Below are 26,821 nucleotides of genomic sequence, written 5' to 3'. Positions count from 1 at the left end.
ACGCGTCGCCCATGCGCACGGGGTTGGGGAGATAAATCACAACAAACCCCCTATCGTCGTTCGAGGCATACCACACAAGTGGTACATGTCCCCCCAGTGATGTGGAGGCACCATGCTTACCAAGGAGTTCGCACTCACCGCGACACCCGCACAGACCACCACGCTGAGCGCACTGATGGCGGAGCCCGAGGCGGCCGTCAGCGACGCCCCGCTCTACACCCCCGAGGCCGCGGGCTTCCTGCTCGCCCTCCTCCTCCTGTCTCCCAAGGAGCCGAAGGAGCCCCGGGGCAAGTGAGTTCCCACTCCGCATTCGCCGAGGCGGCCGACGCCCTGGCAATCGGTGTCCTCGGTGCCCTCAGCGGCACCGGGGGCGCCGTGCAGCTGGCGCGGTACGTCGACGACGCCCCCGACACCCTCGCGGCCCTGGCGGCCGTCCGGGTGCTCGGCGCCGACGTCTTCAGCCCTCATCTCCTCAAGGGCGACCCCCTCCAGGCGCAGGACGCGGCCGTCGTGGCCAAGGCGTTCGACGCGTTCCCCGCGTCCGACGCCCCCGAGGAGCCGGCGGTCGCCCACCGCGACCACGCCACCGCGGCCCTGCTCGCCCGGCTCACCGGGGACGACACCCTGCGGACGCTCGCGCCGGCACCGCCGGAGGATGCCGCCCTCGACCCCTCCAACGGCTGGAGCGGCTGGTGCGTCCGGATGGCTCAGCTCGCCCCGCTCGCGACACTCGGTCTCGACGGGCCGGTCCACGCGGCAGCCCGTGACGGGGTGCTGTCCCTGAGCCGCGGGGTCAGCCGCTCGATCCTGCGCCGTGACTTCCCCACCGCCCTGCGCCTCGTGCGGTGGCTCGCCTGGCTGCGGCACGAGGGCGCCGAACTGCCCCTGGACCCGGACGTCGCGGCCGAACACGCCTGGCTGGTGGGCGGGGCCGGCCCGCGTACCGCCCTGGACCTGGCGATCGCCCGGCACTTCCTCGAACAGCGGCCCGGCACGCCCCCCAAGGAGACGGCACGCCCATGACGACGATCCCCGAGCCGGTCACCCGGGCGGCCCGCAGCATGGCGGACCGTGCGCTGTCGTGGCTGCACGCCAACCGGAACCTCGGTGGCCTGCCACCGGGCACGACCGAGACCATGGCCGACCCCGACAGCGTCTACAAGCCCCTCGGGGAGACCACCCTCGCGGCCTCCCTGATCCTGCGCGACGGGGTCGCGGGCCCCGGCCGTCTGGCCGCCGCCCAGAGCCTGATGGATTTCACCTGGGAACAGTTCAGGCGCGGCGACATGATCTACGAACGCCAGCTCCGCCACACCCTGATGACGGATCCACTGGAGATGTACGCCCCCTTCGTCCGCTGCGGATACCGGCACGAAGGGCTCGACCACCTCCTCGCCCACCGTTCCCGGATGCGGTCGGCCGGCAGCGTGGAGGTCCTGCCCAACCGGCGCCTCGCCGTCGCCAACGCCGCCCGGATCGTGGGACTGCGGACCACGGACGACATGGGCGCACTCGCCGCGGCCACCTGGCTCGGCGCCCGTCCCGAGCCGTGGGCCATCAACTGGATCACGGCCTACGCGGTCACCCACACCGTCTTCCACCTCACCGACTGGGGCGGGAACCCGGGCGGGCTGCCGCCCGAACTCGCGGACTACGTACGTACCTGGCTCCCCGTATGGATCGACGTCTGGCGTGAGGTGGGCCAGTGGGACCTGGTCACGGAGCTGCTCGTCGTCGGGGCCTGCATCGAGGACCCGTACTTCCGGCCGGAGGACTGGGAGGCGGTCGCCGCGCTCCAGCACGAGGACGGGCTGGTGCCCCGCGACAGCGACCCCGTCGACGACGACCCGCAGCAGCGGTTCACCGACCACCAGCACACGGTCGTCGTCGCCGCCGTCGCCGGATCCGTCGCGCTCGCCAGGGCTGCGCAGCGGTGAAGCGGTGTCCCTGACCGCGGCCCTCCAGCCTCTGCTGGAGGCCGCCCGCGGCCCGGCCGCCGCGGTCGCGGCGGTGCGGGGCACCGAGCGCGCGGTGCTCTGCCGCGGGCCGGCCGGGGAGGGGGACCGGTTCGAGACGGGCTCGTTGACGAAGACCTTCACCGCCCTCCTGCTCGCGGAACTCGCCGCCCGGGGTGAGGTCCGCTACGGCGACCGGGCCGACCGCTACCTCCCGTTCCGGCTGCCAGGGCCGCCCCTCACCCTCCTTCACCTGGCCACCCACACCTCCGGCCTGCCCCGCCTGCCCCCGGGGCTCCTCGGCCGGGCGGTCCGCAGCGGATGGCTCACCAACCCCTACGCCGGTTTCTCCGAGGACGACCTGCTCGCCTCGCTGCGCCGCACCCCGCTGCGGCACAGACCGGGAAGCAGGGTGCACTACTCCAACTTCGGCGGAGGGCTCCTGGGCCATGTACTCGCCAGGGCGGCGGGCGGCACCGGCGGGGACTACGCGGCCCTGCTGGCCGAGCGCGTCACCGTGCCGCTCGGCCTGCACGACACGGACTGCGACCCCAACCGCCCCCAGCTGACCGGACATTGGCACGGCCGCTCCCGCCCCGCCCTGCTGATGCCCGGTCTGACCGCAGCGGGGGCGGTGCGGTCCAGCGCCCGGGACCTGCTGCGCGTCCTGACGTTGCTGCTGCACCCGGACACGGCTCCGGACCCCGTGCTGCGCACCGCGCTGACCGAGGTGCAGCGGCCACGGCTGAGCGTGCCGAGGACGGGTTCACGGCTGTGCCTCGTCTGGAACCTGCGTCCGCGTCCGGACGGCGCACTGCTCCACCACTCCGGCGGGACACGCGGCTTCACCGCCTTCGCGGGCTTCCTGCCCGCGTCGGGCACGGGGCTGGTGGCCCTCACGAACACGGCTCCCACGCCGCTCGCACCGTTCGTCCAGTCCGCTTACGGAGCTCTGTGCGGACTGGGTTCCACACCCTCCGGAAGGATGTGGACCGCTCGGGTATGAAACATGATCGACTCAGCCGGTTCACGGCGATGGTCTTGCCCCGTTGTGTGACGGGGCTTACGTTCTCCTCCTATGCACCGTGTCTACGGGCGTAGAGCACGCAGAGGCTCTCTGACGCCGCGTCGAAGGAGCAGCTCATGTCCCACGTCGTACGCGCCGCACTCGTCCAGGCGACCTGGACCGGCGACACCGAATCCATGATCGCGAAACACGAGGAACACGCTCGCGAGGCAGCCCGGCAGGGAGCCGCGATCATCGGCTTCCAGGAGGTGTTCAACGCCCCCTACTTCTGTCAGGTCCAGGAACCCGAGCACTACCGCTGGGCCGAACCCGTGCCGGACGGACCGACGGTCCGGCGCATGCAGGACCTGGCCCGGGAGACGGGCATGGTGATCGTCGTACCGGTCTTCGAGCTCGAACAGTCCGGTTTCTACTACAACACCGCGGCGGTGATCGACGCCGACGGCACGTACCTGGGAAAGTACCGCAAGCACCACATCCCGCAGGTCAAGGGCTTCTGGGAGAAGTACTACTTCAAGCCCGGCAACGTCGGATGGCCGGTCTTCGACACCGCGGTCGGCAAGGTCGGCGTCTACATCTGCTACGACCGGCACTTCCCGGAGGGCTGGCGGCAACTCGGGCTCAACGGAGCACAGTTGGTCTACAACCCCTCGGCCACCTCGCGAGGGCTCTCCGGCTATCTGTGGCAGCTCGAGCAACCCGCCTCCGCCGTCGCCAACGAGTACTTCATCGCCGCGATCAACCGGGTCGGCCAGGAGGAGTACGGCGACAACGACTTCTACGGCACGAGCTACTTCGTCGATCCGCGCGGCCAGTTCGTCGGTGAGGTGGCGAGTGACAAGGAGGAGGAACTCCTCGTACGGGACCTCGACTTCGGGCTGATCGAGCAGGTCCGCCAGCAGTGGGCCTTCTACCGGGACCGGCGTCCGGACGCGTACGACGGGCTGGTGGAGCCGTGACCGGACTGCACGAGCGGCACCTGGCCGTCAGCCCCGACTGGCTGGCCCTCTACTACCGGCAGCCCCTGGAGCTGACCCACGGCGAGGGCCGCCACGTCTGGGACGCGGACGGCAACCGCTACCTCGACTTCTTCGGCGGCATCCTCACCACGATGACCGCGCACGCCCTTCCCGAGGTGACCAAGGCCGTCGCCGAACAGGCCGGCCGCCTCATCCACTCCTCGACCCTCTACCTCAACCGGCCGATGGTCGAGCTCGCCGAGCGGATCGCCGCGCTCTCCGGGATCCCGGACGCCCGGGTCTTCTTCACCACCTCGGGCACGGAGGCCAACGACGCCGCCCTGCTCCTCGCCACCACCCACCGCCGCTCGAACCAGATCCTGGCGATGCGCAACAGCTACCACGGCAGGTCGTTCTCGGCGGTGTCCATCACGGGCAACAAGGCGTGGTCGACGACCAGTCTGTCGCCGCTGCAGACGCTGTACGTCCATGGCGGGGTCCGAAGCCGGGGGCCGTACGCGGAGCTCGACGACGCGCAGTTCGTGACGGCGTGCGTGGCCGACCTGGAGGACCTGCTGGGGCACACCAGGGGGGCCGCGGCGCTGATCGCCGAACCCGTACAGGGTGTCGGCGGGTTCACCGCACCGCCCGACGGGCTGTACGCGGCCTTCCGCGAGGTGCTGGACAGACACGGCATCCTGTGGATCTCGGACGAGGTGCAGACCGGCTGGGGGCGCACGGGCGACCACTTCTGGGGCTGGCAGGCACACGCTGCGAGCGGCCCGCCGGACATCCTCACCTTCGCCAAGGGGATCGGCAACGGCATGTCCATCGGCGGAGTCGTCGCCCGGGCCGACGTCATGAACTGCCTGGACGCCAACTCCATCTCGACGTTCGGCGGGTCCCCGGTCACCATGGCCGCCGGCCTCGCCAACCTCTCGTACCTGCTGGAGCACGACCTCCAGGGCAACGCCCGGCGGGTCGGCGGCCTGCTCATCGAGCGGCTCCGCGCCGTCGGCGCGGCGTCGGAGTCCGTGCGTGAGGTGCGCGGCCGAGGACTCATGATCGGTATCGAGCTGGTGCGGCCCGGCACCGACGAGGCCGATCCGGAGGCCGCGGCGGCCGTCCTGGAGGCCGCCCGCGCGGGCGGGCTGCTCATCGGCAAGGGAGGCGGCCACAACACCAGCGTCCTGAGGATCGCGCCGCCCCTCTCGCTGACCGTCGAGGAGGCCGAGGAAGGCGCCGCGATCCTGGGCGAGGCGCTGCGGGCGGCCGGATGACGGATCCGCGCCTCCTGTACAGCTTCGCCTCTCTCCCTCGGGAGGGGGAGCGCAATCCCTCGGCCGAGGGAGGACGGCGGGAGGTTCCGTGACGGACGCTGGGGCTCCAGGAAGGAAGGGGAAGCCCCGGTGGAGAGGAAGGCCCCGGCGCGGCGGCGTCGAGCGGTGCGCCCACGAACATCCGGCGCATCGGTGCCGCCCCGCGTGTACGAGCGCGGACCCCGACGGCCTCGCGCCGAAGGAGCCGGCCGGACGGACCGCGCGAGCGGGCCGCGGAGGAAGAGCAGCGTCTTCATCGGTGAGCAGCACCGGTATCGCCACAGCGAGGAGGGGTACATGAGCCGCACCGTCATCCACGGCGGCCTCGTCATCACCGCGTCGGACGAGATCCACGCCGACGTGCTCATCGAGGGCGGACGCGTCGCCGCCCTCGCCGCCCACGGCACCGACGCCGCCGCGGGGTGGACCGCCGAGCGGAGGATCGACGCCACCGGGAAGTACGTCATCCCGGGCGGTGTCGACGCCCACACCCACATGGAGATGCCGTTCGGCGGCACCCTCGCCTCGGACACCTTCGAGACGGGGAGCCGGGCCGCCGCCTGGGGCGGCACGACGACCTTCGTCGACTTCGCCATCCAGCCGAGGGGCGGCTCGCTCCGGGAGGGGCTCGACACCTGGCACGCGAAGGCGGACGGGCAGTGCGCCGTCGACTACGCCTTCCACATGATCATGTCGGACGTCAACGAGTCCTCGCTCAGGGAGATGGACAAGCTCGTCTCTCTCGGCATCAGCTCGTTCAAACTCTTCACCGCCTACCCAGGGGTCTTCCTCTCCGACGACGGCCAGATCCTCAGGGCCATGCAGCGCGCCGCATCGAACGGCGGGCTGGTCATGACCCACGCGGAGAACGGGCTCGCGATCGACGTCCTGGTGGAGCAGGCGCTCGCCCGGGGCGAGAGGGATCCGCGCTATCACGGCGAGGTGCGAAAGGCCCTCCTCGAGGCGGAGGCGACGCACCGTGTGATCCGGCTCAGCCAGGTGGCGGGAGCCCCCGTCTACGTGGTGCACGTCTCGGCGCGGGAAGCCGTCGCCGAGCTGGCGCGAGCCCGTGACGAGGGGCTGCCCGTCTTCGGTGAGACGTGCCCGCAGTATCTCTTCCTGTCCACGGACAATCTGGCGGAGCCGGATTTCGAAGGCGCGAAGTACGTGTGTTCCACACCTCTGCGCCCGAAGGACCATCAGGAAGCGCTCTGGCGAGGCCTGCGGACGAACGATCTGCAGGTGGTCTCGACCGATCACTGCCCGTTCTGTTTCAAGGGACAGAAGGAGCTGGGGCGCGACGACTTCTCCAAGATCCCCAACGGCATGCCGGGGGTCGAGAACCGCATGGACCTGCTCCACCAGGCGGTGGTCGACGGCCACATCAGCCGGCGCCGCTGGATCGAGATCGCCTGCGCGACACCGGCCAGGATGTTCGGGCTCTATCCGAAGAAGGGGACCATCACCCCCGGTGCTGACGCCGACATCGTGGTCTACGACCCGCACGCCGAGCAGGTCATCTCCGCCGAGACGCACCACATGAACGTCGACTACTCCGCGTACGAGGGAAAGCGTGTGACGGGCCGGGTGGAGACGGTGCTCTCGCGGGGCGTCCCGGTGATCGAGGAGCGCGCCTACGTGGGGCACGCCGGACACGGCGCCTACGTGCCGAGAGGGATCTGCCAGTACACGAACTGAGCTCGTGGCCACCGGCTCGGCGCGGTCGGCGGCCGTCCGCCCGGTGGCCGTAAGCCCGGCGGCCGTCCGCCCGGTGGCCGCCGGCCCGGCCCGGCCCGGCCGGGAGCGTCGCCCGCGACTCGTGCTTCCCGGCAGTCGCGGGCGAGCCGGCGGGCCGGGCGTCATCACTACGCGCGCGTCATGCGCAGTCATTCGAGTAGGAGCATCTGTCATGGATTTCGGACTCGTCCTCCAGACCGACCCGCCCGCCTCGGCCGTGGTGGGGCTCATGCGCCGGGCGGAACGCAACGGCTTCCGCTACGGCTGGACCTTCGACTCGGCCGTGCTGTGGCAGGAGCCCTTCGTCATCTACAGCCGGATCCTGGAGCACACGGACCGGCTCATCGTCGGCCCGATGGTCACCAACCCTGGCACCCGCACCTGGGAGGTCACCGCTTCCACCTTCGCCACGCTCAACGAGATGTACGGCAACCGCACCGTCTGCGGCATCGGACGCGGCGACTCGGCGATGCGGGTGGCCGGGCGCAGACCCAACACCCTGGCCAGACTCGGTGAGGCCATCGAGGTGATCCGCGACCTCGCCGAGGGTCGCGAAGCCACCGTGGACGGCCAGCCGGTCCAGATCCCCTGGGTCAAGAACGGCAGCCTGCCCGTCTGGATGGGAGCGTACGGCCCCAAGGCCCTGGCGCTGGCCGGGCAGAAGGCCGACGGTTTCATCCTCCAGCTGGCCGACCCCTACCTCACCGAGTGGATGGTCAAGGCGGTGCGTGACGCCGCAGCCGAGGCCGGCCGTGACCCGGACGCGGTCACCATCTGCGTGGCCGCGCCCGCGTACGTCGGCGACGACCTGGACCACGCACGCGAGCAGTGCCGCTGGTTCGGCGGCATGGTCGGTAACCACGTGGCCGACCTCGTCTCCCGGTACGGGGAGCACTCCGGCGTCGTACCCGACGCTCTCACCGAGTACATCGCGGGGCGCTCGGGTTACGACTACAGCCATCACGGCCGCGCCGGGAACCCGGACACGGCCTTCGTCCCCGACGAGATCGTCGACCGGTTCTGCCTGCTGGGTCCGCCAGAGGCCCATATCGAGAAGCTCCGGGTCCTGCGCGACCTGGGCGTCGACCAGTTCGCCGTCTACAACATGCACGACGCACGGGAGACGACCATCGACGCCTACGGTTCGACGATCATCCCCGCGCTCTCCGACTGACCGCCCTCAGACGCCGTCCGGCCGATCGTCCGGGAACGCCTGACGGCCCGCGCAGCCGCCGCACGCGCAGCACAGCCGCGTCCCGTACGCACGGCGCGTCCCGTACGCACGGCGCGTCCCGTACGTACAGCGCGTCCCGTACGCACAGTGCGTCCCGCGCGTCGCGGCACGTCTCGCCCCACGCCCCGCACGGCACCTCATGCGCAACCCGCACGCGGCGCTCGCCCCACGCCCCACGCCCCGCACGGCACATCCCCCGAGCGAAGGGTCAAGCCAGGATGACCGCAACAGTCCCGCCCGTTCCACCGTCCGTCCCCGGGGAGCCGATAGCCGACCCGGAGGGCCGCATCGAGCTCGCCCCGGGAACCGTTCCCGCAGACTCGCCCTTCGTCAACGACGACCTGCTGCCTGTTCCGCTGGAGCGGCGCCGATGGACGACGTACAACTTCGCGGCCCTGTGGATCGGGATGGCGCACAACATCCCGTCCTGGCTGCTGGCCTCCGGTCTCGTCGCACTCGGCATGGACTGGAAGCAGGCCGTCTTCACGATCGCGCTGGCCAACCTGATCGTGCTCGCCCCGATGCTGCTGACCGGGCACGCCGGCCCCAAGTACGGCATTCCGTTCCCCGTGCTCGCCCGGGCCTCCTTCGGGCTGCGGGGCGCCAACCTGCCGGCGCTGATCCGGGCCGCGGTCGCCTGTGCGTGGTTCGGGATCCAGACATGGATCGGCGGCGTCGGGATCTTCACGCTGCTGGGCAAGATCTTCGGCGGCTGGGCCCAGGCCGGTGAGATCGGCGGGCAGCCCTGGACCCTCTGGCTCTGCTTCGTCCTCTTCTGGGCACTGGAACTTGCCATCATCTACCGGGGCATGGACACCCTGCGCCGCTTCGAGAACTGGGCGGCACCCTTCGTCCTCGTCGGCGCGGTCGTCCTGCTGGTGTGGATCGCGGTCAAGGCGGGCGGCTTCGGCCCGCTCCTGGACCAGCCGTCCGCGCTCGGCTGGGGTGCCGACTTCTGGCCGGTCTTCTTCCCGTCACTGATGGGCATGATCGCCTTCTGGTCCACACTCTCCCTGAACATCCCCGACTTCACCCGCTTCGGCGCCGGTCAGCGCGCGCAGATCCGGGGCCAGTCGCTCGGCCTGCCGACGACGATGACCTTCTTCGCACTGCTCTCCGTCTTCGTCACCTCAGGCTCACAGGCCGTGTACGGGGAGGCGATCTGGGATCCGGTCCAGCTCGTCGCCAAGACGGACAACGTCTTCGGACTGCTCTTCGGTCTGATCACCGTGCTGATCGCGACCATCTCCGTGAACATCGCGGCGAACGTCGTGTCACCGGCGTACGACCTGGCCAACCTCGCGCCCCGGATCGTCAACTTCCGTACGGGCGCTCTGATCACCGGCGTGGTCGGTGTCCTGATCATGCCGTGGAAGCTGACCGAGACGCCCGAGCTGTACATCTTCACCTGGCTGGGGCTGGTCGGCGGCCTGCTCGGCACGGTCGCCGGCATCCTGATAGCCGACTACTGGATCATCCGCCGCACCGTGCTCCACCTGCCTGACCTCTATCTGGCAGGAGGCCGCTACTGGTACACCGGCGGATGGAACTGGCGCGCCGTCGTCGCCTTCGTGGTCGGGGGCGTCCTCGCGGTGGGCGGTTCCCACTCGGCCCCGGGCAAGGGCCCGTTTCCCGCCGACGGCCTGATACCGCTGCTCGAACCGCTCGCCGATTACGGCTGGGCGGTCGGGCTGGCCTCCTCGCTGGTGTTGTACGCACTGCTGAGCCGCGGAGTCAGGACTGCGACGGAGCCCGGCCGAGCAGGGCGCTGACGTCCACCGTCTCGTCGGCGGGCGGAGTGGCCGTGGGCACCGGCTTGTCGAAGCCGGAGAAGTCCACGGCCGCGTCCGCGCCGTCTCCCGTCACGGTGATCCGCACAGGGAGGTGCTTGCCGCCGGTGTCGACGTAAGCCGTCAGCCGGTGGTCGTGCACGGTCCGGGTGACCGGGATCGTGCGTACGCCGTCGACCGTGGTGACCTCGCCCTTGGTGAACGTACCCACGGCCGTGTCCGTGTTGTCCGAGACCAGTTCCCGGAAGGTGTCCAGGTCGCAGGCGTCCACCACCGGCCGCAGCCGGGAGTCCGAGGCGTCGCCCTTCATGTACCGGCCGTTGAGGACGGCGTCGAAGGCCGAGCCGCCGACAGGGACCTGGTTCTTCCAGAAGTCCGCGTCGGGCTTCAGCCAGACCGCGTCGCCCCGCTTGATGATCTCGACCTTGCCCTGGTCCTTGCCCAGGTCCACATCGCCCGCGCAGTTGCCGGCGCGGTCCAGTGTGAGGTCGGCCGTCATCGCCGACCGGTCCTTCCCGAGGTCGCCCTGGGCGTGCAGATGTACGGACCTCACGTCGAGCAACGCGTCGCGCGAGCGGTCGACGATCTGCTCTGCGGGCAGCGACTCGATGTCGTCGTCCGCCCGGGCCGCCGTGCCGCTGGTGACCGCGAGCACGACCACCGCGGCGCAAGCGGCTGCGCGGGCGGCGAAGCGCTGGGTTGCCACGGCGCCTCCCTCGGAGAACATCTCTGTCCTGGGCCTGCCCGCGTGACGTCGTCGAGCCGGTGGCCCTCCTGACGAGCCTACGCCCGCCGCCTGTCGCATGCGCGGTGCGCGGTGCGTACGCAGGGTGAAGTCCGGTGAGCCTTCGGCGGCGGGCGGCGGGCGGCGGGCGGCGGGCTGCGGGCGGCGGGCACGGTGACGAGCCTCTGCGCTGCGTTCCGCCACGAGGCGCGTCACCGGCCAGGCGGTGGAACGGGCGGAGTCACGGGCGGTGCCCCTGCCGCTCCGGCAGCTTCGGGCGCGGGGACGCGGGGCCCGAAGCGACCGGCGGCGCCTCGTCGGCCCGTGAGCGGAACGTCCGGCGATAGGCGTCCGGCGGCACCCCGAGGGCGCGGTTGAAGTGGCGGCGCAGCGTCGTCGCCGTCCCCATTCCCGTCGAGCGCGCGATCGTGTCGATGTCGTCGTCCGTCCTCTCCAGGAGTTCCTGCGCGTGGCGGATGCGCTGGGCCAGCAGCCACTGGAGCGGGGTGGTGCCGGTGGCCGCGCGGAAATGGCGGCCGAGGTGGCGGGAGCTCATGCGCGCCTGGCGGGCGAGGTCCTCCACCGACAGGGGCTGGTCGAGGCGCTCGATGATCCAGGGGAACAGGGCGGTGAGCGGATGATCGTTCTGGTCGGGGACAGGAGCGGTGACGAACTGGGCCTGGCCACCGGCCCGGTGCGGTGGGACGACCAGCCGACGGGCGACCGTGTTGGCGATCGCCGAGCCGTGGTCGAGACGGACGAGGTGGAGACACAGGTCGAGGGCGGCGGACTTGCCCGCGGAGGTGAACACGGTGCCGTGGCGCAGGTACAGGACGTCCGGGTCGACGTCGATCGCGGGATGGCGTGCGGCGAGGACGTCCGTGTGGGCCCAATGGGTGGTGGCGCGCCTGCCGTCCAGGAGACCGGCGGCGGCGAGGACGAAGGCGCCCGTACACAGGGAGACGATGCGGGCGCCCGCGTCATGAGCGGCCCGCAGTGCGGTGAGGAAACTCCGCGGCGGGGTTACGTCGACATCGGCCCAGCCCGGAACGATCACCGTGTCGGCATGCCGCAGGTGGTCCAGGCCGTGGTCCGGGGTGAGGCGGAAGTGACCCAGCCGGACGGAGTGCGGCGCACAGACCGCCAGTTCGTACCACGGGACGGTGACGGTGCCGGGGACGGATCCGAACACCTCGTAGGCAACGGAGAGTTCGTAGTGCAGCATCCCGTCCGTGACGGCCAGCGCGACAGAAGTCATGTCCGGAATTGTATGGGGCGTGTCGTTCCGGACACTCACGATCTGGTTATCGACACGGCAAGAATGGCTGCTGGTTGACCGGTTCGAGGGGCGGAGAGCGTGATGACTGCACGACAGATGGTCGCGGTGTACGGCGCGTACGGGCACACCGGGCGGTTCGTGGTGGCCCAGCTCGTGGCACGCGGCTTCGAGCCGGTGCTGGTGGGGCGCGACGCCCGCAAGCTGGCGGAACTGGCCCAGGATCACCCAGGTCTCGACACGAGACCGGCCGGGGTGGAGGACCCCGGCGCGCTCGACCGCGCGCTGACGGGGGTCGCGGCCGTCGTCAACTGTGCGGGGCCCTTCGCCCTCACCGCCGCCCCGGTGATCGAGGCCGCTCTGCGGGCAGGCGTCCCGTACCTCGACGTCGCCGCGGAGATCGAGGCCAACACCGACACGTTCGCGCACTTCGCGGAGCCCGCACGTGAGGCCGGTGCGGTGGTCGTGCCCGCGATGGCCTTCTACGGCGGGCTCGGCGACCTCCTGGTCACCGCCGCGATGGGCGACTGGACGGAGGCCGACGAGGTTCACATCGCCTACGGACTGAACAGCTGGCACCCCACGCCGGGTACGCGCCTCGCGGGCAAGGTGTCGGCCGAGCGGCGGGGTGGGCGCCGGGTGCGGTTCACCCGGGGCCGGCTGGAGTACCACGGCGACGACCTGCCCACCCTCGAGTGGCCGTTCCCCGAGCCGATGGGGCTGCGGTCCGTCGTCGGAGAGTTCACGATGGCCGACGTCGTCACCGTCCCCCGTCATCTGGCCGTCCCCGAGGTGCGCACCTACATGACGACGGAGGCGGCCGGCGGCGTGGGCTCCCCGGACACGCCCACGCCGACCGCCGTCGACGAGCACGGGCGGTCGGGACAGACGTTCGTCGTCGACGTCGTGGTGCGTCGCGGCGGAGTGGAGCGCGGCATGGTCGCCTCCGGACAGGACATCTACGCCGTGACGGCGCCCCTCGTCGTCGAGGCGGTGGTCCGCGTCCTCGACGGGCGCGTCCGGTGCGGGGGAGTCGCCTCGGCCGGCGAGATCTTCGACGCGCCCGGCTTCCTGAGGTCCCTGGCGCCGCACATCACCGTGGCGTCGCGCCGGTAGAGGTGCACCGCCACGAGCTGTTGCGCGGGGCCCCGCAGGTGCCCCGGCGCGCCGTCCCGTCACGGCGGCGCCGCGGGGAACCACCCTGGTCACGGCGTGGTGGGGAGGGATTCACCCCACCTGGCGAGCGCACGCCCGCGTACGCTTGCGGGCGCGGGCGGCCCGGTGTACGGAGGGTGAGGTTCGGTGCTGTTTTCGGCTACGGACCGTGGGGGAGAGCAGCCCTGAAGATCACCGGAACTCGACCGGAATCAAAGGGGAGACATGAAGCAGCTGTTCCAGGGGACCGCCGTCCGCTCACTGGCGCGTGGTGCCGCCGTCGCCGGTCTGGCCCTCGCACTCGGAGCCATGACCACCGGTGCCGTCGCCGCGGCTCCCACCGCCATCCCGCCGGGGCTGTCCTGCCACACCGGCAAGCACGCCATCGACGACTACACCGGCTACGCGCTCTGCAAGAACAACGGCTCGTCCACACAGACCTTCTGGGTCCACCTGGTCTGCGGCTGGTCGCCCGACGTCGACGGGGAGCACGTCACGCTCGCTCCGGGCCAGTCCGGGCAGTCGACCGCTCATTGCGCCGGTCTCGGTACGGGCATCGGCGAGATCCACGTACGCCCGTAGGGCTCGACGGTCGTGGACCCGTCTTCCGCGCCGCGGGGAGACGGGTCCCGTCCCGCGTGCGGCGTGCTTGAGTGGGCCCCCCGGTCTCGTTACTCTCCAGTAGACCCGCTCGGGCGACCCTGGGGCGGACCTGGGGGCAGCGCGCTCCGGCGGCGGCGAGAGGCGGTGGCGATGTCCTCAGCGGAGCACGCGGAGCGGACCGGGCCGGGCAGGCCCGAGGACCCGCGCGCACAGCCCGACCCGCGGGCCCCGGCCTACCGGGACGTACAGCTCGACGGGCACGACCGGTCCGGCCGGGACGTACAGCCTGACGGGCACGACCGGTCCGGCCGGGACGTGTGGCCGGGGCGGTCCGTGCAGCCCGCCGCGCCCGTCCCGCCCCTCGCTCCCGGACTCGCGGAGTGCGCGCAGGGACTGGCCGAGGGCGCAACGACGTCGTCGGCACTGGTCGCCGACGCGTTCGCACGCATCGAGGCGAGCCACGGCCCCCTCAACGCCTTCCGTCAACTGCGCGCGGAGGCCGCGCTCGCCGAGGCCGCCGACGCCGACCGGCGGCTCGCCGCAGGGGAGAGGCTGCCCCTGCTCGGCGTGCCGGTCGCCGTCAAGGACGACACGGACGTGGCCGGCATGCCCACCTACTTCGGCTGCGACGGAGCGCTGCCGCCCGCCGACGCCGACAGCGAGGCCGTGCGCAGGCTGCGCGCGGCCGGGGCCGTGATCGTCGGTAAGACCAACTCCTGCGAGCTGGGTCAGTGGGCCTTCACGGAAGGGCCCGCGTTCGGTGTCACCCGCAACCCGTGGAGCACCGCCCACACCCCCGGCGGTTCCTCGGGAGGTTCGGCGGCGGCGGTCGCCGCCGGGCTCGTCCCCGCCGCGCTGGGCTCGGACGGGGCCGGATCCATTCGTATCCCCGCAGCCTGGACCCACCTCGTCGGCATCAAACCGCAGCGCGGCCGGATCTCCGTGCACCCGCAGAGCGACGCCTTCCAGGGGCTCACCGTCAACGGCCCCCTCGCCCGTACCGTCGCCGACGCGGCTCTCCTCCTGGACGCCGCGGCGGGAGCGCACCCCGGGGACCCCCACCGGCCGCCCGCTCTCGACGCGTCCGCGGCGGCCCGACGCGAGCCCGGCAGGCTGCGCATCGCGCTCTGCCTGACGCCCCCGCTCACCCTCACCCGCAACGCGCCGCACCCCGAGGTCGTGCGTGCGGTGACCGCGCTCGCCGACGTACTCGCCCGGCTCGGCCACCACGTCGAGGAGGCCCGCCCCCGCTTCGGGCTCATCGGTCTCTCCTTCGTCCCCCGGGCCACGGCCGGCATCGCCGAACTTGCCGCGCGGCACCCCGACCCCGGGCTCCTGGACCCGCGCACCCGCAGCGCCCTGCGCACGGGGACGCGTCTCGGCGGCCGGATCGTACGGGCGGCACGTGCGCGGGAGGTGCGCCAGCACGCCAGGATCGGCGCCTTCTTCGACACCTCGCGCGGCGGACGGGTCAACGGGTACGACGTGCTGCTCACCCCGACCACGGCGGCCCCGCCGCCGCGCGTCGGGGCGTTCGACCACCTCAGCGCCTTTCGGACCGACCTCGCCATGACCTCGGCGTGCCCCTACGCCTGGCCCTGGAACGTCCTCGGATGGCCCGGGGTCAATGTCCCGGCGGGCTTCACGGACGACGGTCTGCCGCTCGGCGCCCAGCTGCTCGGCCCCTCCCGCAGCGAGGCCCGGCTCATCTCGCTCGCCGCTCAGCTGGAGGCCGACCGCCGATGGTACGAGCACCGGCCGCCGGCCCACGGGGTACCACAGGCCGGCCCGGCAGACGGGCGGTGACCACCCCAGCCCGCCCCCAGCGCATCCCGCCCCCGGGGAACAGGTGTCATGGGCCCCGCGGGACGGGAACCACGGGCCCGCCGGACAGGAGTGAGGCGTTCCGCCGGAATGGGCGCGGGCCACTGTGGAGAGGGGGCCGGTCACGAGATATCTTGATGTCAAGCAATGTTGCAGACGTGGAGCGGAGCACCCGGTGACTGACTCGACCATCATCTATACGCACACCGACGAGGCCCCTGCCCTGGCGACGTACTCGTTCCTGCCTGTCATCGAGGCGTACGCCTCGACCGCGGGTGTCACGGTGGAGCGCCGCGACATCTCCCTGGCGGGACGGATCATCGCCGGCTTCCCGGAGCGTCTCAAGGCCGACCAGCGTATCGATGACGCGCTCGCCGAGCTCGGTGAGCTGGCCAAGACTCCCGGCGCGAACATCATCAAGCTGCCCAACATCTCGGCCTCGATCCCGCAGCTGAAGGCCGCGATCGCAGAGCTGCAGGAGCAGGGCTACGCGCTTCCGGACTACCCGGACGACCCGCAGACCGACGAGGACAAGGACGTCCGCGCGCGGTACGACAAGGTCAAGGGCAGCGCGGTGAACCCCGTCCTGCGTGAGGGCAACTCCGACCGCCGCGCTCCCGCGTCGGTCAAGAACTACGCCAAGGCCCACCCGCACCGCATGGGCGCCTGGTCCGCCGACTCCAAGACGAACGTCGCCACGATGGGCGTCGACGACTTCCGCTCGACCGAGAAGTCCGTCGTCGTCTCCGAGGCCGGTTCGCTGCGCATCGAGCTCGCGGGCGACGACGGCACCACCACCGTGCTGCGCGAGTCCGTCCCGGTCCTCGCGGGCGAGGTCGTGGACGCGGCCGTCATGCGCGTCGCCGCGCTGCGTGAGTTCTTCACCGCCCAGGTCGCGCGCGCCAAGGCCGAGAACGTCCTGTTCTCCGTGCACCTGAAGGCCACGATGATGAAGGTCTCCGACCCGATCATCTTCGGCCACGTGGTCCGCGCCTTCTTCCCGAACACCTTCGCGAAGTACGGTGACGTGCTCGCCGCGGCCGGCCTGACCCCGAACGACGGTCTCGGCGGCATCCTCAAGGGGCTCGACTCCGTGGACGCCGGCGCCGAGATCAAGGCGTCCTTCGAGGCCGAGCTCGCCGAGGGCCCCGCCCTGGCCATGGTCGACTCCGACAAGGGCATCACCAACCTGCACGTGCCGAGCGATGTCATCGTCGACGCGTCCATGCCGGCCATGATCCGTACGTCCGGCCACATGTGGGGCCCGGACGGCAACGAGGCCGACACCATCGCCGTCCTCCCGGACAGCAGCTACGCCGGCGTCTACCAGGTCGTCATCGACGACTGCCGCGCCAACGGTGCCTTCGACCCGTCGACCATGGGTTCCGTACCCAACGTCGGTCTGATGGCGCAGAAGGCCGAGGAGTACGGCAGCCACGACAAGACCTTCGAGATCCCCACCACCGGCACGGTGCGGGTCGTCGACGGCAAGGGCGACGTCGTGCTGGAGCAGGCCGTCGGCGCGGGTGACATCTTCCGGATGTGCCAGACCAAGGACCTGCCGATCCAGGACTGGGTCAAGCTCGCCGTCACCCGTGCCCGCGCGACCGGCAACCCGGCCGTGTTCTGGCTCGACGAGGGCCGCGCGCACGACGCCAACCTCATCGCCAAGGTCAAGACCTACCTGGCCGACCACGACACCGAGGGCCTGGACATCTCCATCCGGACCCCGGAGGAGGCGACCGCGTTCTCCCTGGAGCGCATCCGCCGTGGTGAGGACACCATCTCGGTCACCGGCAACGTCCTGCGTGACTACCTCACCGACCTCTTCCCCATCCTCGAGCTGGGCACCAGCGCGAAGATGCTCTCCGTCGTCCCGCTCATGAACGGCGGCGGTCTGTTCGAGACGGGCGCCGGCGGCTCCGCGCCCAAGCACGTCCAGCAGCTGGTCAAGGAGGACTACCTCCGCTGGGACAGCCTCGGTGAGTTCCTGGCCCTCGCGGTCAGCTTCGAGCACCTGGCCACCACCACGGACAACCCGCGCGCCAAGGTGCTCGCCGACACCCTGGACAAGGCCACGGGCACGTTCCTCAACGAGGACAAGTCCCCGAGCCGCAAGCTCGGCGGCATCGACAACCGCGGCAGCCACTTCTACCTGGCGCTCTACTGGGCCCAGGAGCTGGCGAAGCAGACCGACGACGCCGCGCTCGCCGAGGCGTTCGGACCGCTCGCGAAGACGCTGTCCGAGCAGGAGCAGACCATCGTCGACGAGCTGATCGCCGTCCAGGGCAAGCCGGTCGACATCGGCGGTTACTACCAGCCCGACCCGGCGAAGGCGGAGGCCGTCATGCGTCCGTCGGCCACCTTCAACAAGGCCATCGCCACCCTCGGCTGATTCCGGCCGCGTCCACGGACACGGCACCACGCCTGACGGCCGTCCTGCCGGGCCATTGCGCCCGTCAGGACGGCCGTCCGCGTTCCCGGACCCCTGCCGGACGGAGGGCCGCTGTCCGCGTTCCCGTGCTGTCGACGGACGGCCGGGGCCGGGCCGGGGCGGGAGCCGGCGGGACGGCCGGGGCCGAACCGGGGCGGGAGCCGGGTGGGCCCGCGACGCACCGGTCGAGGCACCCGTCGATCAGCCGAACGGATGACCCCCGGGTCAGCCGTTGTGCACCCCGCGGGCCGACCGGACGGCCGACGACGGCGGCGCGGTGGGTGGCGGAGGCTGGGTGCACCGCGCGGGAACGCGCCCCGGCGCCGGTTCTCCGGCGGGGCGGGGCCAGTCCCGCCGAAGAACCGGAACCACGACGTGACACGGAGGTGCCCGCGATGACGCCCAGGGCCGAAGAGGCGTATCCCTCCGGCGGTGCCGCTGCTCCACGGCTCCCGTCCACCGGGCCTCGCCGGACCGGACGGTCCCGGCCCCGGGTGCGCGGACGCTCGGCGGTCCTGACGGCAGCCCTCCTCCTCGTCGTGACGCTCGCCGGGTGCGCGGCGGACGGCGAGGTCCGGGCAAGCCCTTCCGAGGTGTCCCCTCCGTCCGACGCACCGAGCGCCCCGTCCGACGCATCGAGCGCCGCGTCCGACGCATCGAGCGCCGCGTCCGACGCACCGAGCGCCCCGCCCGCGGGCCGAGGGCCCGCCGGTACGCTCGTGGTCGCCGATTTCGGCGCGGACACGGTGACGTTCCTCGACCCCTCCGAGCCGGACGGCGGGTCGGCCCTGGGATCGGTGGAGGTCGGCACAGCCCCCTACGGGATCGCGCTCGGCGACGACGGGACCGCGTGGGTGGCGACCGCCGAGGGCGTGGCCGTCGTGGACACCACCACCCGTGAGCGCACCGCGCTGATCCCGTACGAGACCGACACCGGCCCGGTGACGACCGGTGAATACCGGGGCGGCGGCATGGGCATCACGCTCTCGCCCGACGGCCGCCGCGCCTACGTCGGCGTGAACGTGCCGGGAGGCGACGGCGTTCTGGAGGTCGTCGACACCCGGCTCCGCGAGGTGATCGCCACCGTTCCCGTCGGACGCAGGCCTTTCGACGTCGACATTTCGCGCGACGGCCGGCACGTCTACGCGACCGGCCACGACTCCTTCGACGTCACGGTGGTCGACGCGAGCACCTGGAAGAGCCGTCGCATCGAGGTGGCGCCGTACGGTACGGAGGGCGGGCTCGGGTCCTGGCTCAAGCCGCACTACGCGGCCGTACGCCCCTCCGACGGCGCCCTTCTCCTCCCCTTCGAGGGAGAACGCCTCGCGGTGGTCGAACCGGACACCGGGCGGACCCGCATCGCGCGCATGACCGCCGACACGCACCAGCACGGAGTCGCCGTCACGGCGGACGGCACCCTCTACGTGGTCGGGACCGGCCCGATCGATCCGGCCGAGGACGAGGGTCCGTCCCTGACCGTCAGGGCACCCGGCGGTGACGAACGGGTGATCCCGCTCGACGGACCCCACGAGGACGTGGCCGTGTCGGCCGACGGCCGGACCGCGTACGTCTCGGGCGGCTTCACCCGGGACGGCTACTGGAACGGCCTCAGCGTCGTCGACGTGACGTCGGGAGAGGTGACCCGTCTGCTGGTCGGCGAGCGCCCGCTGGGCATCGCGGTGCTGTGAGCCGGCCGGCTTCGTCCGGCCCTCTGCGGACCAGGGGCCGGGCCGGGACCGGCCGGGGGAGTCCCATGGACAGAGCGACAGCCGGCTGACACGCTTTTCGACGTACGAGCACGCGAACCCAGGGCGACACCTGCCACGGACCTGGTGCGAGGAATGAGAACGCGCATGACGACCCTCCCCCTGACCGACGCCGAACTCCGGCATGTGGAGCGAGCCGTGGAACTCGCCGAAGAGGCACTCCGCGCCGGGGACGAGCCCTTCGGCTCGGTCCTGGTGGACGGCGAAGGACAGGTCGTACGGGAAGCACGCAACCTGGTCCGCACGGCCGGGGACCGCACCCAGCACCCCGAGTTCGAGCTCGCCCGCTGGGCCGCCGGCCGGCTGGAACCGGAGGAGAGGGCCCGCTGCGTGGTGTTCACGTCCGGCGAGCACTGCGCGATGTGTGCGGCGGCGCACGGCTGGGCGGGCCTCGGGAGGATCGTCTACGCCCATTCGTCCGCCGAGCTCACGCAATGGCTGGGCGAGCTCGGCGTCGCACCGTCACCGGTGCGCCCGCTGAGCATTCAGGAGGTCGTACCGGCCCTGGACGTCCAGGGGCCCGTACCGGCTTTCACCGACCGGTTGCGGACGATGCACCGGGACCTGCACACCCGGGACCGAAGCCGGCCCTGACAGGGCGGACCGAACGCGGCCCGTCCTGATACCTGGTACCGCAGCCGGCCCGACAGCCCGCTGGGGTCGAAGCCCTGTCGCCTGGCGCCGTCGGAGCGTGAGGCGACTGCCGCCGCCGTCAGAACGCGTAGCGGATCGGCAGCCACGGCGCGTGCGTGTGCACCAGACGGCGTACGGTCTCGACCGCCTCCGCCTTGACGGCGTTGCGGTAGCGCACGTTCAGGCTGCCGTTCTCCGAGCGCTTGGCCTGCTGGAGCTCGGGGCGCCAGATGGCGTCCTCGGCGCTCGGGTGCCAGGCCATGTTGACGTCGTGCAGGTCCCGGTTGTGCGTCAGCATGATCACTTCGGCGGCCGCCTGGTCCTTGACCGAGCGGGGCAGCACGTCGTCCATGGTGCGGAGCAGCTGGGCCCAGGCGTCCTCCCAGCCGGGCCTGATGACCACGGGGGAGAAGTTGAAGTGCACCTCGTAGCCGGCCTCGACGAAGTCCGCCGCCGCCTCGATGCGCTGCTGGACCGGGCTGGTGCGGATGTCCAGCAGGCGGGAGTCGTCCGCCGGCATGAGTGAGAACCGCACACGGGTACGGCCCCGGGGGTCGAGCCGCAGGAGGTCGGGGTTGACGAACTTGGTCGCGAACGACGCCTTGGCGGTCGGCCAACGGGTGAAGGCGCGCACCAGATCAGCGGTGTTCTCGCTGATCAGGGCATCGACCGCACAGTCGTTGTTCTCTCCGATGTCGTAGACCCAGGCGCTCGGATCGCACTGGTTCGGCTCCTTCTTCGGTCCCTGGGCGATCACATGACGCCGCACCTTGTGGATGAGGGCGTCGATGTTCGTGAAGACGGTGATCGGATTGGCGTAGCCCTTGCGCCGTGGCACGTAGCAGTACGCGCACGCCATGGCGCACCCGTTCGCGGCGCCGGGAGCGATCCAGTCCGCCGACCGGCCGTTGGGCCGTACGGTCAGGGTCTTCTTCTCCCCGAGCACCAGCACCGTGCTCTTGATCCGTACCCAGCGCTCGGCGTTTCCCTTGTTGCCGTGCAGCTCAGGGATGCGCCAGTGGGAGTCCGTGGGGACGACCTCGGCGTCCGGGTACTGCGCGAGGACCTGCCGGCCCCTCGGTGAGGCCGCCGCGGCGGGCTCGGCGTGGATCTCCCGCACGGCCAGCATCCTGCGGGCTTCCTCGGAGTCGCGGAAGAGCGGTCCCGCCGGACCGCCGGTGTCGGGTCCGCCGAGGACGTCATCGAGGCCGAACAGACCGTCCTGGGCTGGTTCCGGCTCGTCGGAGGAGCGGGGGACGTTCATGGGTGCTCCAGGATCTGTCACTCGGGGACCGGTGGCGGGCATGCTCCCCGGCTGCCGGGCCGGGCCCCGGGCGCCCACGACCGCACGGCTCGGCCCGGAGGCGAACCCGCGGGCAACGGGCCCTGTGGTCCAGGCTAATCGCTCCCCACGGCGCCCCGGGCGCACGATAACCCGGGCACGTCACGTCCCGTCCCCTCGCTCCCCACGGCGCCCGGCGCACGATGACCAGGGCACGTCACGTCCCGTCCCCTCGACGACGCACGGGGGAGGGCCCGCCACGGCTCGTATCCTCGGGCGCATGACGTCAGGCACCACCGGGCACGAACCGGACCACGTCACGCTCCGCCAGATCCTCGCCTACGACGAGGACGGCGTCCTGCGCCTCCTGCTCGCCCCCGCCGGGCAGGACGCGGCGGTCCTCGGCGTGATCATCGGCGACGAGGGGGCGACCAGGCCGCACGACGGACGGATCGTCCTGGCGGCGGGCCTCCCGCCCGGCCCGGAGGCCGCGCCCGCCACCGTGCGGGAAGCCGCCCGGCGGGGTGCCGCGGCGGTGGTGCTCCGGGAGTCCGAGGACGCGCCCGTACCGGAGGGCGCCCTCGCCGCGGCCGAGGAGTGCGGCATCGCGCTGCTCGCCCGGGCCGCATGGGCGGACTGGGGCGACACCATCGCGCTTCTGCGGTCCGCGACCGCCTTCGCCGAGGCCGGCCGCGGCGACCGCACAGCCGACGCCGCCGGGGGCGGCGGCCTCCCGGCCCTCGCCTCGGCCACCGCCCTGTCCTGCCGGGGTTCGATCACCGTCGAGGACACGCAGTTCCGGGTCCTGGCCCACTCCGCGACGGGCCCGGAGGCGGACGGGGTCCGCCGGTCCACGATTCTGGGCGGCCGGGTGCCGGACCGCCGCGTGGCCGAGCTGCGCCGCAGCGGACTGCTGCGCGCCCTCTGGACCTCCCAGGACGTCATCCACCGGGCCGCCGACGGCGACAGCCCCGAACGTCTCGTCGTCGCCGTCCGCAGCGGCGGCGAGATGCTGGGCTCGCTGTGGGCGGCGGCCGACGGACAGCGGCTCTCCCCCGACGCCGCCCAGGTGCTGCGCCGCGCCGCCACGCTCGCCGTTCCCCACCTGCTGCGGCACCGGCTGCGTGAGAGCGGCACCGTGCGGCGCGAGGCGTACGCCCTGCGCGGGCTGCTGCACGGAAACGGCGACAGGCGTGCGCACCTCTGGTCGCTCGGCCTGCCGCCCGAGGCCCCCTGCGCCGTCGTCGTCGCGGTCCGGGGCCACACCGAGGGCCCACGGGCCGACCGCACCCTGGAGGCGCTCGCGATCCAGGCCACCGCCTCCCGGTCCACGGGCCGTGTCCTGCGCGAGGAGGACCAGGTCGCCGTGCTGCTCCCCGTGGGAGACGACGACGGCGGACGGCGTGATGTGCTCGCCCTGGCCCGGGAACTCGACGCGCTGGCGGCCGGCATCCCGGACGCCGCGCCCGTGTGGATCGGGGTGGGAGAGACCGCGCGTTCGGGGCTGGAGGCGTCGCGGTCGTACGAGACGGCCCTGCTGGTCGTCCGCGCGCTGCGTGAGCGGGAGGCCCGGGGGCGCGACCCCCGTCCCGTACGGCGTGCCGGGCCCGGGGACGTGGGCCCGACGATCGACGCCCTGCACATGCTCGACGCGGTGCGCCCGGTCTGGGAGTCCGGCGACGGCCCCGTGCACGAACTGATTCGCGCGGACCTCGCCACCGGCGGTGACCTGGTGCGTTCCCTCGCGGCCTACCTGGAGACCGCCGGGGACATCCCGAAGGCGGCACGGCGTCTGGTCCTGCACCCGAACACCCTCCGGTACCGGCTGCGAAGGGTCCGTGAGCGGTTCGACATCGATCTCGACGACCCCGACACCCGGCTGGTCCTGGCCCTGGCCGTACGGCTGACCGGGGTGGTTTGAGCCGCTTTCGTGCGGTGTTCGTCCGCCCGGCCAAAATTGCGCCGTGCCTTTGTCCCGGGCGACGAAGACGGGCGAGGGGTGCGGGGAGCAGCCTTTTCCTCATCCCGCCACGCGCCGAGCGCACCCGTGGCACAGCCCCACCAGAAAGCCCCCTCGTGACATCTGCCAGCAACATCCCCCAGGAACCGGCCGCCCTCCCGGCGGCTGCCGCGGCGCGGCGGGTCTCCTCCGTCCTGCGCCGTGCCGTTGCCACCGGAATCGTCTCGGAGGACCGGCCGGTCGCCGGTTTCCTCGACACCGAAGGCATCCGGGCCTCGGTCGCGAGCCTCGACGCCGCCTTCGCCGAAGCACCCGACGTGCTCCACACCTTCGCCGTCAAGGCATGCTCCCTGGTTCCCGTGCTGCGGCTGCTCGCCGGGCTCGGCATGGGCTGCGAGGTGGCGAGCCCCGGAGAACTGCGCATCGCGCTCGACGCCGGCGTCGAGCCCGCGCGGATCGTGCTCGACTCGCCCGCCAAGACACGCCAGGAGATCAGCGAGGCCCTCGCGCTCGGTGTGGCCGTCAACGCCGACAACCTCGACGAACTGCTCCGCATCGACGAACTCCGTCCGGCGCACAGCACGTCGATCGTCGGACTACGCGTCAACCCGCAGGTCGGCGGAGGTTCCATCGGAGCGATGAGTACCGCGACCTCCACCTCGAAGTTCGGGGTGGCGCTGCGCGATCCGGGGGCGCGCGAGCGCGTCGTGCGCGCCTTCGCCGCACGCCCGTGGCTGACCCGGCTCCACGCCCACGTCGGCTCCCAGGGATGTCCGCTGGAACTCATCGCGGAGGGCGTCGCCGAGACGTACCGGCTGGCGGAGGAGATCAACCGGGCGCAGGGCACACGGCAGGTCACGAGCCTCGACATCGGCGGCGGACTGCCCGTCAACTTCGACGACGACGAGACCCGCCCGACCTTCGCCGCCTACACGCGGGCGCTGCGCGCGGCCGTCCCGGACCTCTTCGACGGCCGCTACGCGCTCGTCACCGAGTTCGGACGTTCGCTGCTCGCCAAGAACGGGTTCATCGGGGCCCGCGTGGAGTACACCAAGGAAGCGGGAGGCCGGCGCATCGCCGTCACCCACGCGGGAGCGCAGACCGCCACGCGCACCGTCCTGATGCCGGAGGCGTGGCCGCTGAGGGTCGGTGTCTTCGACGCCGAAGGCAACCCCCGGACCGGCGCGCCGCTGAGCCAGGACATCGTCGGACCGTGCTGCTTCGCCGGTGACGTCGTCGCCCACGCACAGGACCTGCCGGAGGTGACGGAGGGCGACCTGGTGGTCCTCCACGACACCGGCGCCTACTACTTCTCGACGCACTGGGCGTACAACAGCCTGCCCCGGCCCGCCGTCCACGGCTTCACGGTGGAGGGGAGCGGTCACGTGCGGCTGACCACCGTCCGGGCGCACCAGACCCTCGACGAGATCTCGGCGGAGAGCGGCCTCGCCCACGCCGACGCTCTGGTCGCCCCGGCCCCTTCCGCCGAGGCCTGAGAAACCCGCCCCACCGGCGTTCCCGCACGTGATCGGCGCCACCGGCGCGCACCCCACCGCCTCGGCGCCACCGGCGCGCACCCGGTTCGTATCCCGGAGGGGGCCCGCCACCGGCGCGCACCCGTTCGCATCCGGGACGACAACCGGGACGACGAGGGGAAGGGCCCGGGCGCCGCTACGGCACCCGTGCCGTCCACTCCGTGCTGCTGAACTTCGTGGCGGCCAGTTCCTCCGCGCGGGCCAGCTCCTCACCGGTGACGCCGCCGGCGGTGAGCCCGTAGCGGTCGCGGAACGAGTCGACCATGCGCTCGATCACCGTCTCCCGGGCCAGGCCGGTCTGACGGCGCAGCGGATCGACGCGCTTCTTGGCGGACTTCGTGCCCTTGTCCGACATCTTCTCCTTGCCGATGCGGAGCACCTCCAGCATCTTCCCGGCGTCGATGTCGTAGGACATGGTGACGTGATGGAGGATCGCCCCCGGCCCGCCCTCCGGGCCGACCATGCGCTTCTGCGCCGCTCCCGCGATCTTCCCGACATCCGTCGCGATGTCGTTCAGCGGCTGGTACCACGCCTTGATCCCCATGTCCCCGAGCGCGTCGAGAACCCATTCGTCGAGATAGGCGTAGGAGTCGGCGAAGGAGAGCCCTGAGACCAGCGAGGCGGGCACCGACAGGGAGTACGTGATCGTGTTCCCGCTCTCCACGAACATGGCTCCGCCGCCCGAGATGCGGCGTACGACGGTCACGCCGTGGCGTGCGGCGCCCTCCGCGTCGACCTCGTTGCGCAGGGACTGGAAGCTGCCGATGATGACGGCGGGCGCGCCCCACTCCCACACGCGCAGGGTCGGTGGCCTGCGCCCGGCGGCGACCTCCGCCGTGAGCACCTCGTCGAGGGCCATGTGCAGTGCGGGGGACTGGGGGCCCTCGTGGATGAACTGCCAGTCGTAGTCGGTCCAGTCGGTGGCCCGCGCGAGGGCGCGCCGGACCGCCACCGCGACGCCCTCGGCGGTGATCCCGTACATCACGGTGCCCTCGGGCAGCGCCGCCTCGATGCGGGAGGCGAGCCCGGCGGCGTCGGTGTCGGCGGGGGCACCTTCCAACGCCTGGTCGATCGCGGTGATCGCCTCGTCGGGCTCCAGGAAGAAGTCCCCGGCGACGCGCACCTCGCGCAGGACGCCGTCCTGGTTCTCCAGGTCCACCACTACGAGTTTGCCGCCGGGAACCTTGTATTCGCCGTGCATTGCCGGGCCTCCGATGAATGGGATCGCTCTGGTGACAGCGCCCGCGAAGCTCGTTGTCTTCCCGCTGGACGGCCGGGAGAAAGCGGGTCCGGACGACGTCCGCCACGCGTGGCCGCCATCCGGCCGGTCAGCTGCTCCAGCCCGGGGAGGAGCCGGAACGTCGAGTTCCGCTCATTGTGTACGACCGGGGGGCCGTGGAGGGCGCGGCGCGGCTGCCGCACTGCCGGGGGCGGGCCCTCGCAGGTGGGGGCAGGGCGGGGTGCGTGGCGCGCCCGTCCGCCCTCCGTTGTCCGATCGTCATGTAAAACCTGTCCGCTCTGTGAGCGGAGGTCTTGCCTTGTGGACTGTATGCGAAATACGGTCGGCGATATTCCTTGATCACCCTTGGCGGGAGGTAGGCCCTCGTG

General features: G+C 71.9%; 21 protein-coding genes. 17 read left to right on the top strand and 4 right to left on the bottom strand.

Annotation, left to right across the window (positions count from 1 at the left end):
* Window positions 1–112 precede the first annotated feature (112 nt).
* The 9 genes from ACFYQ6_RS24340 to ACFYQ6_RS24300 all read left to right on the top strand — a co-directional run bounded on the left by ACFYQ6_RS24340 (window position 113) and on the right by ACFYQ6_RS24300 (window position 10,003).
* Entirely contained in the window at window positions 113–295 is a 183-nt protein-coding gene (locus tag ACFYQ6_RS24340) for a hypothetical protein (protein WP_361577332.1), read from the top strand.
* Complete coding sequence (locus tag ACFYQ6_RS24335) at window positions 292–1,023, top strand: hypothetical protein (protein WP_388764868.1); 732 nt, start codon at window positions 292–294, stop codon at window positions 1,021–1,023. Before ACFYQ6_RS24340 ends, ACFYQ6_RS24335 begins: the two co-directional genes overlap by 4 nt.
* Window positions 1,020–1,937 carry a DUF6895 family protein gene (locus ACFYQ6_RS24330; RefSeq protein WP_361577338.1) on the top strand — a complete coding sequence of 306 codons (918 nt, stop codon included), beginning with the start codon at window positions 1,020–1,022 and terminating at the stop codon, window positions 1,935–1,937. Before ACFYQ6_RS24335 ends, ACFYQ6_RS24330 begins: the two co-directional genes overlap by 4 nt.
* Before the next feature lie 4 nt (window positions 1,938–1,941).
* Window positions 1,942–2,961 carry a serine hydrolase domain-containing protein gene (locus tag ACFYQ6_RS24325; protein WP_361577341.1) on the top strand — a complete coding sequence of 340 codons (1,020 nt, stop codon included), beginning with the start codon at window positions 1,942–1,944 and terminating at the stop codon, window positions 2,959–2,961.
* A 137-nt stretch (window positions 2,962–3,098) separates the two neighbouring features.
* Window positions 3,099–3,941 (top strand): nitrilase-related carbon-nitrogen hydrolase, encoded by an 843-nt coding sequence (locus ACFYQ6_RS24320; protein WP_361577344.1) that lies wholly within the window; start codon window positions 3,099–3,101, stop codon window positions 3,939–3,941.
* Window positions 3,938–5,221 carry an aspartate aminotransferase family protein gene (locus tag ACFYQ6_RS24315; protein ID WP_388764865.1) on the top strand — a complete coding sequence of 428 codons (1,284 nt, stop codon included), beginning with the start codon at window positions 3,938–3,940 and terminating at the stop codon, window positions 5,219–5,221. The genes ACFYQ6_RS24320 and ACFYQ6_RS24315 overlap by 4 nt, the downstream gene beginning before the upstream one ends.
* A gap of 336 nt (window positions 5,222–5,557) precedes the next feature.
* A complete protein-coding gene (gene hydA, locus ACFYQ6_RS24310) occupies window positions 5,558–6,958 on the top strand; it encodes a dihydropyrimidinase (RefSeq protein WP_361577350.1) in 1,401 nt (466 codons plus the stop codon).
* A gap of 211 nt (window positions 6,959–7,169) precedes the next feature.
* Entirely contained in the window at window positions 7,170–8,171 is a 1,002-nt protein-coding gene (locus ACFYQ6_RS24305) for a TIGR03842 family LLM class F420-dependent oxidoreductase (RefSeq protein WP_361577353.1), read from the top strand.
* A 278-nt stretch (window positions 8,172–8,449) separates the two neighbouring features.
* Window positions 8,450–10,003, top strand: a complete 1,554-nt coding sequence (locus ACFYQ6_RS24300) for an NCS1 family nucleobase:cation symporter-1 (protein ID WP_361577356.1) — start codon at window positions 8,450–8,452, stop codon at window positions 10,001–10,003.
* Here the strand turns inward: ACFYQ6_RS24300 and ACFYQ6_RS24295 are convergent.
* A complete protein-coding gene (locus ACFYQ6_RS24295) occupies window positions 9,966–10,727 on the bottom strand; it encodes a hypothetical protein (RefSeq protein WP_361577359.1) in 762 nt (253 codons plus the stop codon). The two genes, ACFYQ6_RS24300 and ACFYQ6_RS24295, sit on opposite strands and share 38 nt — an antisense overlap.
* A gap of 259 nt (window positions 10,728–10,986) precedes the next feature.
* Window positions 10,987–12,003, bottom strand: a complete 1,017-nt coding sequence (locus ACFYQ6_RS24290; protein WP_361577362.1) for a helix-turn-helix domain-containing protein — start codon at window positions 12,001–12,003, stop codon at window positions 10,987–10,989.
* Window positions 12,004–12,105: 102 nt separating this feature from the next.
* On the opposite strand from ACFYQ6_RS24290, the gene ACFYQ6_RS24285 reads away from it, so the two are divergent.
* From ACFYQ6_RS24285 to ACFYQ6_RS24260, 6 genes are all read left to right on the top strand, one after another.
* Window positions 12,106–13,137 carry a saccharopine dehydrogenase family protein gene (locus ACFYQ6_RS24285; protein ID WP_388764862.1) on the top strand — a complete coding sequence of 344 codons (1,032 nt, stop codon included), beginning with the start codon at window positions 12,106–12,108 and terminating at the stop codon, window positions 13,135–13,137.
* A gap of 264 nt (window positions 13,138–13,401) precedes the next feature.
* Complete coding sequence (locus ACFYQ6_RS24280) at window positions 13,402–13,758, top strand: hypothetical protein (RefSeq protein WP_361577368.1); 357 nt, start codon at window positions 13,402–13,404, stop codon at window positions 13,756–13,758.
* 171 nt (window positions 13,759–13,929) lie between these two features.
* The gene (locus ACFYQ6_RS24275; protein ID WP_361577371.1) at window positions 13,930–15,585 is read left to right on the top strand and encodes an amidase; all 1,656 of its coding nucleotides are present in this window, start codon (window positions 13,930–13,932) and stop codon (window positions 15,583–15,585) included.
* A 193-nt stretch (window positions 15,586–15,778) separates the two neighbouring features.
* Window positions 15,779–17,998, top strand: a complete 2,220-nt coding sequence (locus ACFYQ6_RS24270) for an NADP-dependent isocitrate dehydrogenase (RefSeq protein ID WP_361577374.1) — start codon at window positions 15,779–15,781, stop codon at window positions 17,996–17,998.
* Window positions 17,999–18,432: 434 nt separating this feature from the next.
* The gene (locus tag ACFYQ6_RS24265) at window positions 18,433–19,725 is read left to right on the top strand and encodes a YncE family protein (RefSeq protein ID WP_388764858.1); all 1,293 of its coding nucleotides are present in this window, start codon (window positions 18,433–18,435) and stop codon (window positions 19,723–19,725) included.
* A gap of 165 nt (window positions 19,726–19,890) precedes the next feature.
* Window positions 19,891–20,397: a nucleoside deaminase gene (locus tag ACFYQ6_RS24260; protein WP_361577380.1), complete on the top strand. Its 507-nt coding sequence runs from the start codon at window positions 19,891–19,893 to the stop codon at window positions 20,395–20,397.
* A gap of 118 nt (window positions 20,398–20,515) precedes the next feature.
* Here the strand turns inward: ACFYQ6_RS24260 and ACFYQ6_RS24255 are convergent, their stop codons facing one another.
* The gene (locus ACFYQ6_RS24255) at window positions 20,516–21,700 is read right to left on the bottom strand and encodes a spore photoproduct lyase family protein (RefSeq protein ID WP_388764856.1); all 1,185 of its coding nucleotides are present in this window, start codon (window positions 21,698–21,700) and stop codon (window positions 20,516–20,518) included.
* Between the two features lie 298 nt (window positions 21,701–21,998).
* Between ACFYQ6_RS24255 and ACFYQ6_RS24250 the strand changes: the two genes are divergently transcribed.
* Both ACFYQ6_RS24250 and ACFYQ6_RS24245 read left to right on the top strand, forming a co-directional pair.
* On the top strand, window positions 21,999–23,639 hold the full coding sequence (locus ACFYQ6_RS24250; RefSeq protein WP_388764854.1) for a PucR family transcriptional regulator: 1,641 nt from the start codon (window positions 21,999–22,001) through the stop codon (window positions 23,637–23,639).
* A gap of 155 nt (window positions 23,640–23,794) precedes the next feature.
* A complete protein-coding gene (locus tag ACFYQ6_RS24245; RefSeq protein WP_388764852.1) occupies window positions 23,795–25,174 on the top strand; it encodes a diaminopimelate decarboxylase in 1,380 nt (459 codons plus the stop codon).
* A 175-nt stretch (window positions 25,175–25,349) separates the two neighbouring features.
* On the opposite strand, the gene ACFYQ6_RS24240 is transcribed toward ACFYQ6_RS24245, so the two are convergent.
* Entirely contained in the window at window positions 25,350–26,414 is a 1,065-nt protein-coding gene (locus ACFYQ6_RS24240) for a biotin/lipoate A/B protein ligase family protein (RefSeq protein WP_361577389.1), read from the bottom strand.
* Window positions 26,415–26,821: the final 407 nt, after the last annotated feature.

The sequence above is a fragment of the Streptomyces sp. NPDC005494 genome (genome assembly GCF_042872025.1).
GTDB lineage: Bacteria > Actinomycetota > Actinomycetes > Streptomycetales > Streptomycetaceae > Streptomyces.
This window is presented reverse-complemented; position numbering and strand designations above follow the sequence as displayed.